General features: G+C 42.6%; 13 protein-coding genes. 2 read left to right on the forward strand and 11 right to left on the reverse strand.

Features of this window, described 5'->3' with window-relative positions:
* The coding region (locus tag QZT26_RS05235; protein ID WP_295101097.1) for a DNA polymerase III subunit alpha at window positions 1-3,122 on the reverse strand (3,122 nt) is incomplete at its 3' end.
* Between the two features lie 383 nt (window positions 3,123-3,505).
* On the opposite strand from QZT26_RS05235, the gene QZT26_RS05240 reads away from it, so the two are divergent.
* Window positions 3,506-4,315 carry a hypothetical protein gene (locus QZT26_RS05240; RefSeq protein ID WP_157820447.1) on the forward strand — a complete coding sequence of 270 codons (810 nt, stop codon included), beginning with the start codon at window positions 3,506-3,508 and terminating at the stop codon, window positions 4,313-4,315.
* Window positions 4,316-4,445: 130 nt separating this feature from the next.
* Window positions 4,446-5,438, forward strand: a complete 993-nt coding sequence (locus tag QZT26_RS05245) for a sugar nucleotide-binding protein (RefSeq protein ID WP_099324782.1) — start codon at window positions 4,446-4,448, stop codon at window positions 5,436-5,438.
* 127 nt (window positions 5,439-5,565) lie between these two features.
* Here the strand turns inward: QZT26_RS05245 and QZT26_RS05250 are convergent, their stop codons facing one another.
* The 10 genes from QZT26_RS05250 to hyfB form a co-directional block, all read right to left on the reverse strand.
* Complete coding sequence (locus QZT26_RS05250) at window positions 5,566-7,359, reverse strand: SLC13 family permease (protein ID WP_164994492.1); 1,794 nt, start codon at window positions 7,357-7,359, stop codon at window positions 5,566-5,568.
* Between the two features lie 58 nt (window positions 7,360-7,417).
* Window positions 7,418-7,792 carry a DUF202 domain-containing protein gene (locus QZT26_RS05260; protein ID WP_099324781.1) on the reverse strand — a complete coding sequence of 125 codons (375 nt, stop codon included), beginning with the start codon at window positions 7,790-7,792 and terminating at the stop codon, window positions 7,418-7,420.
* 293 nt (window positions 7,793-8,085) lie between these two features.
* On the reverse strand, window positions 8,086-8,952 hold the full coding sequence (locus tag QZT26_RS05265; protein WP_099324780.1) for a UbiA-like polyprenyltransferase: 867 nt from the start codon (window positions 8,950-8,952) through the stop codon (window positions 8,086-8,088).
* Between the two features lie 264 nt (window positions 8,953-9,216).
* The gene (gene nuoB / locus QZT26_RS05270; RefSeq protein WP_099327005.1) at window positions 9,217-10,005 is read right to left on the reverse strand and encodes an NADH-quinone oxidoreductase subunit NuoB; all 789 of its coding nucleotides are present in this window, start codon (window positions 10,003-10,005) and stop codon (window positions 9,217-9,219) included.
* Between the two features lie 245 nt (window positions 10,006-10,250).
* A complete protein-coding gene (locus QZT26_RS05275) occupies window positions 10,251-11,846 on the reverse strand; it encodes an NADH-quinone oxidoreductase subunit C (RefSeq protein WP_295101100.1) in 1,596 nt (531 codons plus the stop codon).
* Window positions 11,843-13,318: a hydrogenase 4 subunit F gene (locus tag QZT26_RS05280; protein ID WP_099324778.1), complete on the reverse strand. Its 1,476-nt coding sequence runs from the start codon at window positions 13,316-13,318 to the stop codon at window positions 11,843-11,845. The genes QZT26_RS05275 and QZT26_RS05280 overlap by 4 nt, the downstream gene beginning before the upstream one ends.
* A gap of 1 nt (window position 13,319) precedes the next feature.
* Window positions 13,320-13,985, reverse strand: a complete 666-nt coding sequence (locus tag QZT26_RS05285) for a hydrogenase (RefSeq protein ID WP_099324777.1) — start codon at window positions 13,983-13,985, stop codon at window positions 13,320-13,322.
* Between the two features lie 5 nt (window positions 13,986-13,990).
* On the reverse strand, window positions 13,991-14,929 hold the full coding sequence (locus QZT26_RS05290) for an NADH-quinone oxidoreductase subunit H (protein ID WP_295101103.1): 939 nt from the start codon (window positions 14,927-14,929) through the stop codon (window positions 13,991-13,993).
* 5 nt (window positions 14,930-14,934) lie between these two features.
* Window positions 14,935-15,162 (reverse strand): hypothetical protein, encoded by a 228-nt coding sequence (locus QZT26_RS05295; RefSeq protein WP_295101104.1) that lies wholly within the window; start codon window positions 15,160-15,162, stop codon window positions 14,935-14,937.
* Between the two features lie 38 nt (window positions 15,163-15,200).
* Window positions 15,201-17,237: a hydrogenase 4 subunit B gene (hyfB, locus tag QZT26_RS05300; protein WP_295101105.1), complete on the reverse strand. Its 2,037-nt coding sequence runs from the start codon at window positions 17,235-17,237 to the stop codon at window positions 15,201-15,203.
* Between the last annotated feature and the right edge of the window lie 614 nt (window positions 17,238-17,851).

A 17,851-nucleotide genomic window follows, 5' to 3' on the forward strand; every position in this document is an offset into this window, starting at 1 on the left:
ATAAAAACGACGGCGTCTATTTTTGCCAATGGCTCATATTCCTTCAGTTCTTTGCTAAAGGCGATACATTTGATCGCGCCTTCCATATCATCAAGTGTGATGTACATCATCGGGTCGCCTTTTTTGGTGGAGCTTTTTTTGATATCGGTGATAATACCGCCAACAATAACATCAGTCCCCTCCGGCAGTTCAGATATTTCCGAGGAAGAATTGGTGGCCAATAGCTTGATTTTTTCTTCATACTCGCTCAGCGGGCTTGAGCTGAAGTAAAATCCGAGGCTTTCCTTTTCCGCCTGGCGAATTTCATTTTCGTTCCATGGCGTAGTGTTGCTTATTGCGGTGTTTCCTGTTTCAATAACATCCATAGCGCTTCCGATATCGAATAATGCTCTTTGTCCCTTACGCTTCCCCTTGTTTACTGCGCTTCCCAGTTCCATTGCCGAGTCAAGAGAGGCGAGCAGTCTTGCCCTGTCGTCAGACAGAGAGTCGAAGCTTCCTGATTTAACAAGGCTCTCGATGACTTGTTTGTTTACGGTGCGCAGGTCAACTCTCTTGCAGAAATCCAGTATTGAAGAAAATTTACCGCCTTTTTCCCTTGCAGAAACAATAGATTCAATTGCCTTATCGCCGGCATTCTTGACAGAGCCAAGACCGAAACGTATTTTATTTCCTTCAGAGATGATGAAATCGCTGAGGCTCTCATTGACATCCGGTTTGAGTATTTCGATATTCATCCGGCGGCAGTCTTCAATATAATCAATGATTTTTTCTGTATTTTGTTTTTCACAGCTCAATTGGGCAGTCATATATTGTAGGGGATAATTGGTTTTTAAATAAGCGGTTTGGTAAGTAATTACGGCATATGCCGCTGAATGGGATTTGTTGAAGCCATATCCGGCGAAAAATTCCATGAGTTCAAATATTTTTATCGCTGTTTTTTTCGGGATGTCGTTTGAAATTGCTCCGTTTACAAACTGGTCCTTGAATTTTGCCATAATTTCAGGCTTTTTTTTCCCCATCGCCTTGCGCAAATTATCGGCTTCGTTCAGTGTGAATCCTGCCAGGCGATTGGCGATCCTCATTACCTGTTCCTGGTATAAAATGACGCCGTATGTTTCTTTCAGTATCAATTCGAGGGTTGGGTGGATATATTCAACAGCCTCTTTCCCGTGTTTTCTGTTGATGAATGAATCAACCATGCCGCTTTGTAATGGTCCGGGGCGGTAGAGTGCCACTAAAGGCAGGATGTCAGCGAATGTGTCCGGTTTCAGTTTTTTAAGTAACTCCTTAAACCCTTTGCTGGTTTCTACCTGAAAGACCCCTTTTACGTTGCCGCTGGAAAGCATCTGATAGGTTGCTTTGTCGTCTACGGGTATTTTTGCGAGATCAATAATCTCTCTTGTTGTTTCGTGAATCAATTGAAGAGCCCTTTTTATTACCGTTAATTTCCGGACACCCAGGAAGTCGGCCTTTAGCAACCCTATTTTATCTACCAGTATTTCATCGTAATATTGAGTGGTGACGGCATCCCCTTTTTTAGCAAGTGGAACATATTCTGTTAATGGTTCATCGGAAATAACGATGCCTGCCGCATGTACTGAGGCATGACGGCATAATCCTTCCAGTTTCTTTGAAATGTCGAATAATTCCTTAAACTGTTTTTCGGCCTGACAGATCGCTTTTAAAGCCGGTTCCTGTTCCAGGGCTTCTTCTAAGGTGATATTGAGGGTATTGGGAATCAGTTTTGCTATCTTGTCGACTTCAGAAAGAGGAATGTCAAGCACCCGCCCAACATCCCGGATGACAGCCTTTGCTTTCATCGTACCGAATGTAATGATCTGTGCAACGTTGCTATCGCCGCCATATTTTTCCCTTACGTACCGGATAATTTCTTCACGGCCTTCTGCGCAGAAGTCAATATCCAGATCAGGCATTGATATTCTTTCAGCATTCAAAAATCGTTCAAACAATAAATCGTTTTCTATAGGGTCTATGTTGGTGATGTTCAATACATAGGCGACAATACTGCCCGCCCCTGATCCTCTTCCCGTTGCGGGGATGTTGAGGGTATTTGCATAATGAATAAAATCCCATACAATTAAAAAATATTCGACAAAACCCGTTTTTTCTATAACTTTAAGTTCATGGTCCAGTCGTTCGCTGATATGGGGGAGTATGGCGCCGTATTTTCTTATCACCCCTTCTTCGCAGAGTTTTCTCAGATATGCCTTGTTGCTTATTCCTTCGGGAGGCGTAAATTTTGGGAGATGCAGCTTCCCGAAATCCATTTTTACATCGCAGCGTTCTGCAATGTGCAAGGTGTTTTCAAGAGCGTGAGGTATTTCCTTAAACAAGGCGTGCATTTCCTGGTAATTTTTAAAGTAGAATTCGTTCGTATCGAAACGAAGCCTTTGTCTGTCAGATACGCGCTTGCCGGTATTTATGCATAACAATGCGTCATGGGCAACTGCGTCGTCGATATTCATATAATGCACGTCGTTGGTTGCGACGAGGGGAATGTTTAGTGTTTTCCCTATTTTGAACGCCGCGGACACCAATTTTTCCTGTAGTGGGATTTTGTTGTTTTGTATTTCAAGGTAAAAATGGTTTTCGCCAAAGAGTTCCAGGTATTCTATGGCAAGATTCATGGCATCGTCATGGCGGTCAAAGGACAAGTGGCGATTGATTTCAGAAGCCATGCATCCGCTAAGGCAGATAATCCCGGCTGAATGGGATTTCAATAGTTCTTTATCGATTCTCGGTTTGTAGTAAAAGCCTTCCAGATATGCAGAGGTGGAAAGTTTTAGTAAATTTCGGTATCCTTCATAGTTTTCCGCCAGGAGTGTTATATGGCTAAGTGTTTCCTTCCCGTTTTTTGATTCCTTGTCAAGGCGACCGCCTTGCGCAACGTATGCTTCGTAACCTATAATAGGTTTTATTCCAGCGGATTGCGCGGCTTCGTAAAATTCGATTGCGCCGTACATATTACCATGGTCTGTAAGAGCAAGGGCAGGCATTTTAAAATGCAATGCCTTGCTAACGAGGTCTTTTATTTTGCAGGCGCCATCAAGAAGGCTGTATTCACTGTGGACATGGAGATGAACGAAGTTGTTTGTGTCCATAAATTACACCCGATTGAATTTGATGTGGAACGTTGGAAAAGCCTTATAATTCGAGCATGAATATTTCATTGTAAACGCAAGATGTTGTACCCTAACCGATATAAGGATTCAATTTATAGCCATACAACTGAAAAGTCAATATGAAATTCGATTAGTTAGCAACATCATTATGAAAACAGACATCCAAATTTTAATGACAAATTTACTTGAAACTTGTTTTATATTTTGCTAGCATAACCCTCGCCGCATTTTTCGTTTCGTGGAGAAGGGTAATTGGGCGATATTCATTAATATTTCTCTATATTTCTCTGGTAGATGTATCATTTTATATTTATATAACATCAAATGGGTTTTAGAATAAATGCAGAATAAGGGGGTTTTCTATGGCTAGTTGTAGTAAATCTAAGGCGATAATGGTTGTGCTTGTAGGGCTTTTCGGTTTATTGTGCGTTGGCTTTGCGGTTTCTGTCACTGAAAAGTACCGGCTGCAGAAGGAAAGAGTACACGGTCTTGAGAGACAGCTTCGGGCAGGGCGTACGGAGGTATTAAAAGTTCCCGATTTGATGCAAAAATTAGATAAGGTTGAGGCATCTAAGAAGGAAATAGAGGGTACTTTTGCGGAATGTTCAGAAGAAAAAGAAGAGTTGTCCGAAAAGCTTAGCGAACTAGAGGTTGAGGTGGGGTCTTTTGGTGCAGTGAAGGCCGCGGTTGGAATTCAGATTGCAGGACTAGAAACCGTAATAAAGGAGCAGCAACAAAAGGTATCTGAGGCGGAAAAGAACAGCGAGGATCTTGCGGGACAGATTGCCGCCCTTCAGGAAATGCACAGTGCCACCGAAGAGAAATTTAAGTTGCAGATAGACGATATAAAGCGCGGACAGGAAGAGGTAAAAAACCAGCTTATTTACTATACTGAAGCAAAGAAGATTTCTGATATAGAAGTTGAGGAAAAGAAGAAAATTATTCAGGAGTTGGAAGCGGAGTTGGCAAGGTTGAAAAGCGGTGAAGAAACATCTTCAGCGCCGGTAGAAACACGCACGGCAAGCCAAACACAGTGGGATCTGAATCTAACGGGAGAACTTGACAAGACGTTTACATTACTCCGCGAAAGGATATCTTCTCCGACCATGTCGCTCTCCGAAGTCAGCACATTGATTTCCAGAGCGGAACACACCTTAAAAAGGCTGAAGTAACGCTTTAATGTGTGTTTAGAGACAAAATATGATCTACATTAAAAGGGAAATGGATAATTGATTATCTGTTTCCCTTTTTTATTTAGACTTACTGAAAAAACAACACTCTTTCTTAAAGATAATTTAGGTTATGACATTACCAGCGTATCTTCCTATTTTAATTACCGGGGTAAATGGCGTTCCAGGTTACAATGCATTTCGGCATTTTCATTCTCAATATCCTGAGCATGTAGTTGCAATTCGTCCCACCCGATATTGGCCATTGCGCGGGGAGGGAATAATTCCGCTTGACATAGAAGATGTACAAGGACTTGCTGCCTTAATGAAGACGTGGAAGTTTAATTCTATACTGCATGCGGCTGGGTCATGTGCATTGAAATCCTGCGAGTTGAATCCTGAAATGGCGTACCGGGTGAATGTTCAATCGGCGAAGAACATACTAAAGATAATCGGAGACCGTACCATTCGTCTTCTATTTCTTTCCACCGATTTAGTATTTCCTGGGAAATCATCGGGCTGTTACACGGAAAGTGACGCCGTTTCTCCTGTCACGGTATATGGGAAAACCATGGTTATGGCAGAAGAAATTATAGCGCACGAATACCCTTCTGCGGTGATTTTCAGGATATCGCTCCCCATGGGAATTAGTGTTAATGGGCATGCTGGAGCAATAGACTGGATATTGTCACGTTTTAAAAAAAATAATCCGGCAACGTTATATTACGATGAAATCCGGTCTCCTTTTTATTGCGAAGATTTTAATAGCATTGCAGAAATTGCTTTAGAGAACAAAATATGCGGAATATACCACCTTGGCTCTCATCGTTACCTCAGCCTCTATCAAATTGGACAGATAGTCAATAAGGTGGGAGGCTATTCTCCCCGCTTGCTGAAAGGGTGTATGCGCATAGAAGCGGGACCTATGCCTCCCCGGGCAGGGAATGTCGCCATGAGTAATAAAAAACTTCTTGCTGCGTTAGGCTTTGATCCCTTTCGCAAATGGCCATATCATGAAAATCATGTTCCGGACAAACATGACTGGCATTATGACCGTCCAGACCATAAGGTTTTTTACCCGGAACAGATTCATAAATATCTTTATCGAATCCCCATTGCATGTTGAATTGAAATCATGAAAACCCTTCGGGTGATTCATCTGAGGGTAAGGTTGATGTCGGGGCGAAGCATTTGCCATAAATTGTTATAAATGTATTCATACCCAAGCTGGCGATTTCTCGGACAAATGACAACTACAGTGGCCATATCCAAAGGATCACAGGGACAGCGGTTGCCACGACCAGTACAGACAGGGGCAGCCCCATCCGCCAGTAGTCGCCAAACTTGTATCCTCCAGGCGCCATCACAAGAGTGTTAGATTGGTGTCCAATCGGGGTAAGAAATGCACAGGAAGACCCTATGGCTACTGCCATCAGGAAAGGGTCGACAGATAACTCCATACCCTTCGCAAGATTAATCGCTATCGGTGCTGCCAGAATTGCGGCAGCAGCATTGTTGACCAAATTAGACAGAAGCATCGTAGCCGTCATCAGGATAACGAGCGTCATTGCCGGCGATGCGGAACGGCCTACTGCCAGTAATTTGTAAGCAATTAACTGGGAACCGCCTGTACTTTCCAATGCATGGCCTATGGGCAGCATTGCCGCCAGCAACAGGATGATTGACATATCAATGCTTTTGTAGATTTCTCCAGGAGAAATGAGTCCGGCAAGCACCATGGCGGCTGCGCCTCCAGCCAGTGCGGTAGCCGCAGGAAGGAGTTTACAGGCGATCAATGCCAGCGAGACGGCAAAGATGCAGATTGCCAGGAGAACGTTACGCGGTTTGCCGATACGCAATCCACGCGATGCAAGTGGCAGGCATCCCAGGTCGTTCAGCGTGGACGGAAGAGATTCTTCGCGTCCCTGTATCAACAGGATATCTCCGGTGACAAAACGAATCTTGCCTAGCCGCTCCCTCAGGCGGCGCCCCTGACGTGCAACTGCAAGTACATTGATGCCATAACGCTCTCGCAAATCGAGACTCCTCGCCGTTTTTCCGGCGAGCATTGATCCGGGGGCAACCGTAGCCTCAACCAGATTAGGCCCACCCTCGCGGGCCTTTTCTTTATCCTCATTACCGCTGGCTTCAGCGAGCTTAAGTCCGGTAACATCAATCAACGTCTTGAGGCTGTCTGAATCGGCTTCGACCAGCAGTATGTCATTTTCCTTTATGACTTCATATGTTGATGGCATCTGCTGTCTTCGTCCTGTGCGAACCAGGCCTATTACCACAACATCGGCGTCATTCCTGACAGCCGCAATCAGATCGTATAGCGTCCGGCCTGCAAATTTGCAGCCTTCCGGAACAATAAGCTCGGTCAGGTAACTGCTGATCTCGAACAGATCCTCGGCAGAATCCTGTTCCTTGCGCTGTGGCGTCAGTCGCCAGCCGATGATTGAAATAAAGAAGAGGCCGCACATCGTTATGGCTGCACCTACCGGAATAAAGTCAAACATGCCGAATGGCAATGCGCCAGATTGTTCGCGATACGCGGCAATGATAATATTTGGAGGAGTACCGATCAATGTGAGCGTACCTCCAAACAACGACCCGAAGGCAAGTGGCATAAGCAGGAATGAAGGTGAACGACCGCCCCGGCGCGACATCCATATGGCAACTGGCATGAGTAGCGCCAAAGCGCCTACGTTGTTCATAAATCCGGAACACAGGGCTACAATCCCTGTAAGGGTTGCCACCTGGATCATGGGCTGGTTACCCACACGCGTCAATTGGCGTGCAAGTGAATCCACCACGCCGGCATTGAGCAAGCCGCGACTGAGCACCAGGACTGCTGCCACAGTAATGACTGCAGGGTGCCCAAAACCAGCAAACACCTGGCTAGGCGGTACGAGTCCTGCAACCGCAACAACCAGCAGGGCAACCAGCGCAACTATATCATAGCGCCATCGGTTCCATACGAACAAAACCAGCATTGCCACAAGAACAATAAATAAAATCAACAGTTTTGTATTTACACCAAGCATTTTAAATTCCACAAACTGAAAGATTTAACTTGAAAGAATTATTTGGCGTTCAGGAATTTTACGAAACATGTCCCACATAAACGGCGATGCCCAGACATATACCCAGAACTGCTACGATAGTGTTTATCGCAAGCCCGCATTTTGTCCCATAGCCCATTGGGTACTCTTCGGGTGTGAGCGTTTTAAGAACAACGATGTACTGACGGGAAGAGCAAAAAGCGGCAAACGTACCCAATGCAATAAAGGCAAGCCCCACCCAGAATACCACCCCGGTTTTATCGGCAGTCGTTCTTCCATGGGTAACCGCCTGTATAAGGACACTGGCTCGCTCTATCCCAAAACCAGATGCGATCATGACAATACTGGTTCTACTCCATGCTAACAATGTCCTTTCTGCCGCAAAAAAAACCCGTGGATCTTTGAGTTCAGACATAACCACTCCTTGTCGCTTAACGACCTATATCGGATTTATTCCCGATTTTTGCATAGGCAAAAACTATTTTGCCATTGTTTTGTTGTGCGCTTTGCTCAATAATCCACTTGGTACCAATGGGGCGGCAGGGGAAAACTCCTGCAGCAACGGAATATAAAAAATTAGCCGTTTCCTATCGTGGTCACGATATTAATTATGGGCTTAAAATTGAAAGCCTGAAGTTGCAAGCGTGCCGGATATCTCATTAAGCATGGACAAACATTATTTTTTGCCCGCGATACCCCGAAACCCTCTTAAGCAAAAATATCAATGAGCGTTACCCCCATAAGCCCCAGGCTTATAATGCCATTTACGGTAAAAAAGGCCGTGTTGATTTTTGAAAGGTCTTTTGGTTTTACCAGTAAATGTTCATAAAAAAGCAAAACAGCGGCGAGGCATACGCCTATCAAATAAATAATCCCCAGGTCTGAGTATCTGGGAACGATAAACAACAGTAAGACCATAAAAAAATGTAAAATACCGGAGAGTACCAGTGCCCATCGAAGCCCGATTTTTTTTGGCAGTGAATACAAGTCCAATTTTTTATCATGCTCAATATCCTGGCACGCGTAAATAATGTCGAAACCTGCCGTCCATAAAACCACGGCAAATGCCAGCAGGAAAGGTGTAATGCCGAATCTCCCCTGAATTCCTATCCATGCCCCTACAGGGGAAAGAGCTAATGCCAGACCAAGCACAAAATGCGATAGATTGGTAAACCGTTTGGTAAAAGAATAACCAAAAATAATAAGTATTGCCAGTGGAGACATGTAAAGGGCAAGACGACTAAGCAGCCCCGCAAATAGAATAAAAAGGCCCGTACATACCAGCGTAAATATCCATACGTTTTTTTTGCCAATTTTCTTCTGCAATTCAACACGATATGCCGTTCGGGGATTTTTGATATCGTAATCAACATCAACAATGCGGTTAAAAGACATTGCGGCGCTGCGCGCCATCGCCAACGCCCCGGCAATCAGAAGTAATTGCCTCAAAGTAGGCATCCCGCCGGCAGCAATAAATGCACTCATTATGGCAAAAGGGAAGGAAAAAATAGTGTGTGAAAATTTAATTAACTCCAGTAGAGAAGAAATTTTTTTGTAGGGAAGAGAAAAATTCATAGTGTTTAATATTTCCTGTATCTTTTGTTGTTATTTAAAAAGTGCCATCGAACCCGGAAGAAAACGGGTACACAGTATCATTAAGGGAGCGGGGAAATAATGCCTGGCCTTGTCCATATTTATCGGAGCAAATCTGTCTGTCTGGCCGTTTGTTCATAGGCTTTTGCGTTGCATTGCAAGATTTAGCACCTTATCAGTAATTTGTTTGGCTATATCTTTGACGTAGTCCCATGATTGACAAAAAAAGCCGTTAGCCTGAGATACTCACTTTTGTACCCTCTCTAACGCCAACAGAAATCCGTATATAATAGCCTGTGGTCTTGGAGGACAGCCAGGAATATAAACATCTACGGGAACGACTTTGTCGATCCCGTTTTTAGTGGCGTAGGAATTACTGAAAATACCGCCGCTACACGCACACGTACCCAAGGCTATGACCATCTTTGGTTCCGGGGTGGCATGATACCCCTTGATGAGGGCGGTTTCCAGATTCCTTGTCGGAGGTCCCGTCACAAGCAGGCAGTCTGCGTGGCGCGGAGAGGCAACAATGTCAATTCCGAACCTTTGGAGGTCATGCACAGGATTTAATAAAGCAACGACCTCCCATTCGCATCCGTTGCAAGAACCGGCATCAATCTCCCGTACATGCAATGAGCGTCTGAACATTTTAAATATGTTTTTTTTGAGTTTATTACCTAATGTTTCAACGGATTCTTCAGTATTAAACCCTGCCTTAACTAAAAGGTCTTCCTTATTTGTTGCCGCAAGCTCAAAATCATTCGTAATCCTGATAGCTTTGTAAGGGCATACTTCCTCGCACATGCCGCAAAATACGCATTTTGCGTGAGAGAGTTGCAGATATCGTTTTCCCTGTTCTTCTATCCATGTATAAGCATTTGTTGGACATGTCTCCACGCAGACGTTACATGCCTTACATTTTTCGCTATCTATCTCAATCCTGCCCCGGAAATGCAAAGGAGCAGGTTCTTTTTTCCATGGATATCCCGAGGTTGCTATACCAGTTTGAAAACTTTTCTGAAATTTTGTAAACATTTTATGTTCGCCCACGAAATGCTTGGCGCGGCCTTTGGCCGCAACCAAATTCAAAATACGAATATCGAAATACGAAACAAATTCAAATGACAAAAAACCCAATGCTCCAAACTTTACGTAATCCTCATCTAATCAATGCCTTACGGTTATGCATTTTGAAAAACTAGCATAAAAAACAAGAAGTTGATGGATAGTAGTACAAAAAAGTGAGAAAATGGATTTGAGTCTTTGTAACAAATAATTCTTTACAAATCAGTACAGGAATAACATAACTCGAAACTCTTGTTAATCAATGGAAAATCAGGCACAATGTTGCCAGGGACTGCAAAAGGAATTGCCGGCCAGTTACAGAAAGAAGGCGACCTTACTTTATACCTGAACAATTTATTGCCAGGAGCCGTCATGATCCAGTAAATATTCTCACCCCGAGGTGATTCCACATAACTCAAGGCTTGTTTGTAAGGCGGTAGTTCCTTAATCGGGGTTTTCAGAGGGCCTGGCCTCATCTTTTCAAAACATTGCTCGATAATATAGATCGACTGATACACCTCATCGACCCTGACGCGTATCCTTGCAAGTACATCGCCTTCGTAATGGAAAACAGGGATATCAAAATCCACCTCTTCGTAAGCAGCGTAAGGGTGATTAACCCTGGTGTCCTGAACAATGCCGGATGCCCTTGCCGCAACGCCAACGACCCCCAACCCCCGTGCAATCTCCTCGGAAAGTCTTCCTGTAGTTTCAAGCCTGTCTAATAAAGAGGAGGATTTAAACATCATTTTGGTAAGATCTTTGAAGTCCTTTTTAACATGATTGAGTAATGATAAAATATGTTTTTCCAGATCGTCGTTGATATCAAACCGTACCCCGCCGATGGCGAGCATACCTCTTAAATATCGATTCCCCGTAATGGTTTCATTGAGTTGCTGTAAATACTCGCGTATCCTGAATCCATGCGCAATCCCCAGAAGAAAGGCAGTGCCTGCGCATATATTTCCCACATCGCCGATATGATTATAGATCCTTTCCAATTCCATGATAATGGTTCGAATAAATCTTGCGCGTGGCGGTATTTCGATCTCTGCCACCTTCTCTATAGCCTGGCAATAGCCTGTTGCGTGCGAAGCGGCACAAACGCCGCAAATCCTCTCCGCAAGAAATAATGCCTTCGTATATGGCATTGTTTCGAAAATTTTCTCTGTGCCCTTGTGTGTGAAAAATAATTTTGCATCAAGATAAAATATACTATCACCTACAGCGCTAAACCTGAAATGCCCAGGTTCAATGACACCCGCGTGAATGGGTCCTACGGGTATTTCAAAAACACCTTCTCCTTCTACCCTGAAAAACGGCAGCTTTGATTCGAGGTGAGGTATTCGGGTTTGAATATCAAAGTCCTTCCGCAATGGATAAGTATTTTCAGGGAAATTGCCGTGTAATACCAGTGTCTCGGGTCTTGGGTGTCCTACGGGGATAAGACCAAACATGTCCTTAATCTCCCGTTCATACCAATGAGCGGCAGGTATTTGGGGTGTAATCGACGGAAATTCCGGCTGCTGTTCACTGACCGGTATAGTGACAATTAAGAATGTGTCTTCTCTCTGAAGAGAAAAGACGTAGTAAATTTTAAAGTGCTTATCCAGAGTTCTCTCATCGTTACAAATCATGGAAGAAAGCACGGCATTGAAAATATCTTTAATATACAGACATACATTTAAAAGATTTTCCTTTTTCGTTGAGACATATATCTCGTTTTCAAGGAAACTTCTGCTAATAGTAATATTCCCTTTAAATTGACCGGACAGTTTATCAATATGAAGTTGCCTGTTGGTACTCATCATACATTCCTTACAATATTATAAATATTAGTCAGTATTTCGCGCAGGAATGGCGGTACATAGAAGCTGACAACCAGTACGAAAATCAAAAGAAAGCCCATGGACGCAATGGTAAGCTTACTCACCTCACCCTTGGGAACAGATGTTGTGGGTTCACCCAAAACCATCTTGAATATATTGTTTATGAATCCAATAAAAATGAGGGTAATGCATACAACAAGCAATGAACTGAATATAATGATAAATACATTTCCACTTGAAAAGCCGTCTGCAAGCACCAGGAACTCGCTAACAAATATACCAAACGGCGGTGTGCCTGTGATGGCAAAGACAGCAATTATCAAAAAGACACCGGTAACCGGCGTAGTCTTAATAACCCCTTTAATACTGTCCATATCCCTTGTCTTGTATTTCAAAAACAGATTGCCAGCACAAAAAAACAATAGGGATTTTGCTACGGCGTGGTTGAAGGTATGCAGCTCTGCGCCGTAAACACTATACATTCCACCAAAACCTATTCCAAGCGTAATAAAACCAATATGCTCTATACTGCTATAGGCGAACAGGCGTTTATAATCCCTTTGCACCAGGATAAAAGGTATTGAAGCAATGACGGAAATAAGGCCAAACACCATGAGGAGTGTACATGAATAATGCGGGCCTACACATTTAGAGGTAATGATGTGGTATCGGATGATGCCATACAGGGAACAATTTAGCAGTACACCGGAAAACAGGGCGCTAATAGGCGAAGGCGCCTGGCTATGTGCATCAGGCAGCCATGTGTGCATTGGGGCAAGACCAGCCTTTGTACCATATCCGATTAGGATAAAAATGAATGCCAGTTTTATGAGATGAGGATCAAACCTGTCCGCTACGGTAAGCAGGCTCGTCCAGTTCAGCATATGCCCAATTTCTCCAAATACGCTTTTTGATGAATAATAGGTGAGTATAACGCCAAACAATGCCAACGTAATCCCCACAGTACAAATGACGATATACTTCCATGCCGCTTCCTGATGCTGTTTTTTATTATAAAAGCCTACCAAAAATGTAGTAGACAACGTAGTCGCTTCAATTGCTACCCACATGATCCCCAGGTTATTTGTTACGCATACCAATAACATGGAGAAGATAAACATATGAAAAAGGAAGTAATACAAGCGTAGCTTCTTTTCCGTAACCACACCTTCGCGAACTTCTTCTTCCATATAGCCAACCGAGTATAATGCCGCTGCAAAACCAACAATGGTAATAATCTGGGTGGTAAGGATACTCAGGGCATCCATATAAAAGAATTCATTTAGCCCATAGAGCGACTGATGCAGATAAATATTGTAGTTAAGAAATATGCTATAGAGTAAAACGAGAAAACTGCCTGCAATGCTGACATATTTTGATATGCTGTGTGTCTTTATAAAAACGCACGCAATGGCGGTTATTACGGGGATGATTAAAAGTAAGAGTATTATCATATTATTCCCGGAGTTCCCTGAAGAAGCCTACATCAATGGAATCGAAGGATTCTTTGATTCTGTAAACATAAACTCCCATAATGATAACACTCACGAGGATATCGAAAAACACCCCCAATTCTACGATGAGTGGCATGCCGTAAGAGGTAGATAAGGCAGCAAAAAAAAGACCATCTTCCATGGTAATAAGTCCAAGTATCTGGGTAATGGCCTTCTTCCTCGTTATCATTGCAAAGAATCCCAAAAGGGTAATAGCGAGTGAAACGGGCAGGCAATGCCGCATAAAGACATTTTCAAATTGGATGATAGGTAAGGTTGCATAGTATGCAATAAGAATGATACCGCAAGAGATCAGCAGCGATAGCGTATAACTAATATAAGACTCTACTTCTTTTTTAATCCTGACCTTGTCAACGATGTAAAAAAGAAATCCAGGGATGACAAAAACCTTAAGTACCAGTGAGATACCCGTAGTAATATAAATGTGATGGATACCGGACAAATAGGCTATAAGACCGCTGGTCAATGTCAGGAGAAAAGACCGAATGGCACTTGCCCATATACAGGTCTTTAAACGACTCGTGCCGATGAGTATAATTGTTGTCATGAGCATTAAAACTGCCAGTACATCAATAATCTGGGAATTTACGATGATGTGTTGTTTCATGATAATTAACTCACCACATAAAATGAAATAATCGCCAAGACAGACAAAACAAATGATGTTCCCAACAGGTTCGGTATGCGGAATAATCGGAGCTTCGAAAATGACAATTCCAGGATAACGATTGCAAAGGCAAAAAATCCGATCTTAACAAGATACCATGCAAAAGAAATAATCATTCCCGGGAAGGTAAGGTCAGTAGCAATCCCCCAGGGTAAGAAGGTATTCACTAAGATAGTCAGTAACAACAGTAGTTTCATAGAAGACGCCCATTCTATCAGGGCCAGATAACGCCCTGAGAATTCAAGTATCATGCCCTCATGAATCATTGTCAATTCCAGATGGGTAAACGGATTATCGACCGGAATCCTTCCTGTTTCTGAAACAATAACGATGGCAAGTGCTGCAAATGCCAAAAGGAGAGACGGATTCAATGATTTGTAATTAAGCAACGTACCGGTGATACTGCTGAGATTCGTGGAGCCAGCCGTTAAGGAAACCGTAAATATAGAAAGCATCATGGCCGGTTCTGCCATGGAAGATATTGTCATCTCCCTGCTCCCGCCCATTCCCCCAAAGGCGCTCCCGGTATCAAGGGAAGATAATGCCAGGAAAAATCTCCCCAGGGCAAACAGGTATACAATCAGGATAATGTCGCCAGTGAAATCCAGCGGAACCTGTGCGGACAAAACAGGTATTAACAATGCTATTACCAGGATCGAAACAAACACTACATAAGGAGTCGCGCTGAAAATCCACGAGGCCGTTTCTGAAACCACGACATCCTTTTGGAGCAGTTTGATGAGGTTATAATAAGGCTGAAACATGCTGGGACCCCTCCTGCACTGCCAATATCCCTCCATCTTATTGATAAACCCTTTAACGAGTGGCGCTAGTCCTGCAATAACGAGAATTTGCAGGGTGGTAAGTATAATGTTTGTAATCATTGTTACTATATATCTTTGTTAAGACCGAATGTCACATTTAATGCCCTATCCGCGGTATCCAACCGGGCAATCTCCCCGATAGCTTTTTCAATCTCTATGAATCTCACAGTTGCAAGATTATCAGTCATTATTATGGAATCTGTAAGGATACATGCTGTTTTACCATCTTCTGAATCCTTGTTTATCCGAATACGGCTTGGATGTCCTTCTTTGGACAGATTGCTTGTAATCATGGCGACAATTATCTATTATCTGTTCTATTGCTTTTATATCAGTATATAACAGACAATATGGCAATCAACAATGTTACAAATATATAGGCAAGGTACACATGAATACTCCCGGTATGCACCCACCGTATCTTATTTGATATATTTAAAACATAGCTGGAAACAGGATTATAAAAATATTTTTCGAATATAGGCGTTATCTCGCCAAGATAGGTTATAGATTTAGCGAAATATTTAGGGACTGAATATGTTGTGCTAATCTCAAACCGGGGTCTGTACAGATTACCAAAGATGACCTTGAACGGTTTTGTGAAGGCCGTTGCCGTATAACCAAACCTGGGCTCCGGTGTTATGCCACAAGTCCATGTCTCATAGATCCTCTTTGTGAAGCCCGGCCTTAACATGGTCAAAAACCCGAAGGTGATCACTAAAAGGATTAAGCCAAATATCGGCGCGCTTTTTGGAGATAAATCTGTAAAATTAGTATGGATTGACTTTGTTTGCAACCAATCATATGAAGTAATAATATTTATAATATTTGTGCCCAGCAGATGTGTATTTACCTGATTAATGGTTGCCATAATCGTTGCCGGGAAAAGACCCATAAACACACACATCGAGGCCAAAATGCCCATACTTACAAGCATAACCAGGGGAACCTCCTTTGCCTTTCGCGTATGCTCAGAACGTGGCAGGGCAAGAAATGAAACCCCAAAGGCCTTGACAAAACACATAGCCACTAGTGCCCCGGTCAAGGCAACAATTGCCCCACAAATAACCGTCATTACTTTGAAAAACACCGATGGGATGTAAAAGCCATTCAGTAGGGATTGGAATATAAGCCACTCACTCATAAATCCATTCAGCGGCGGGATAGCAGAAATGGACAAGGCGCCCACAAGAAATAATGGGGCAGTAACCCGCAGCCGTTTAATCAGGCCGCCTAATTCTTCAATGTTTTTTGTGTGGGTTGAATAATAGATATTTCCCGCACAACCAAAGAGCAGACACTTAAATACTGCATGATTAATCAGGTGATAAAGTCCTGCCATCATAGCAAGGGCAGACAATGTCATGAGATTGTAGGACTTAAAAATCATCGACAATCCGATCCCTATAAGGATGATGCCGATATTTTCCACACTGCTGTAAGCAAGCAACGTTTTGATGTCCCTTTCCATAAGGGCGTAGAGTATTCCCAAAATAGCAGAAGAAGCGCCCGCGACAAGAACGATAAACCCCCACCAGGGCGGACAAGGCGTTAGAAATTCGAAATAAAATCGTATAAAGCCATAGATAGCCGTTTTGATCATCACGCCCGACATGACCATCGAGACGTTACTCGGCGCTGCAGGATGTGCCATAGGAAGCCAAAGATGGAGGGGGAAGATGCCTGCCTTTATTCCAAAACCAATAATTATTAAAAAGAATACAATATTTTTGTATATAGGGGGCATATGCGCACCAATATGCCTGAAATCGTCAAAGCTGAATGTAAATGTCTCACCTGCATAGGCAAACATGATAAAAAAGGCTACAGCTATAAGCCCTGCGCCAATGTGAGACATCACGAGATAGACATAACCTGCTTTTCTGTTGGTAGGATTCTCATGTTCAAAGATGACGAGGAAAAAGGAGACCAATGTCATAAGCTCCCACACTATCATAAATACTAATGCGTTATTGGCAGTTACCACCAGAAGCATAGATACAAGAAGGAGATTATAGGCAAATCCCAGAAACCGGGTATCGCGTTTATTTACGTATAATTTGGTATATCCCATCGAATAGATCGAGGCTACAAAACCAATGACAGATATGACAAGCATAAAAAATGAGGATAGAGGGTCTAATAAAAAATTGTATCTTATAATGGCATGGTATATTAAGAAATCAAAATGTATTATTAGGCCGTTAATCAACACAGAGATAGACAGGACAATGCTAAAGCAGGAAGCAATAGCTGCACAAATAAGCGAAATATAATTCCCCACCGCTTGCCACTTGAAAAAACATAAGGCAAACAGGGCGCCTATCGCATACAAGATTATCGATATTACAAATAAATGCTCAGCCATGGTTTATTGTATCTGCATCTAAAAATGCATTAAATGCAGCGTGAATCATATGAGTAATAGTAAAATTACAACCTAAAATTCTACAAAAATAATTTTCGCACAGTGAAAAATTGACCTTCTACCATGCTCTTGCTTTACAAAATACATCAATAACATTCGTTTGTTTAAAAATCTACACAAAAATACTTTTAAGTCGTAAATTCACAATGATACAATTTGTGATTTGTCAATGCGTTGAGGCCAATTATTTTCCAGAACATTTCTCTTTACGCCTAAACAAAAAAGATCTTTACCGAGAGTCCGGAAAATACCACTGCCATAGTGACAGCAATAATAATTTCTCATCAGTAAAAATGTCAAAATGACAATAATGAAAATTATTGACGAGTTTAATCATTTTTTTATAAAATATTACCAACTCTAAAATAACAACATACGTATAAGTGCCCTATCTAATAAATGATATGATTATGCTGCACCATAGTTAATCAAACAAATAAACCCAAAACACGCAACATTTCAGCCTGTGAAAACAGCGAACAACCTTATTCCGAGATTGAGGCATAATATTTGCGTAACCGTCTTGCTATCTATTCTTTAAAAAATATTTTAAG

The sequence above is a fragment of the uncultured Candidatus Kuenenia sp. genome (genome assembly GCF_900696675.1).
In the GTDB taxonomy this organism is placed as follows: Bacteria; Planctomycetota; Brocadiia; order Brocadiales; family Brocadiaceae; genus Kuenenia; species Kuenenia stuttgartiensis_A.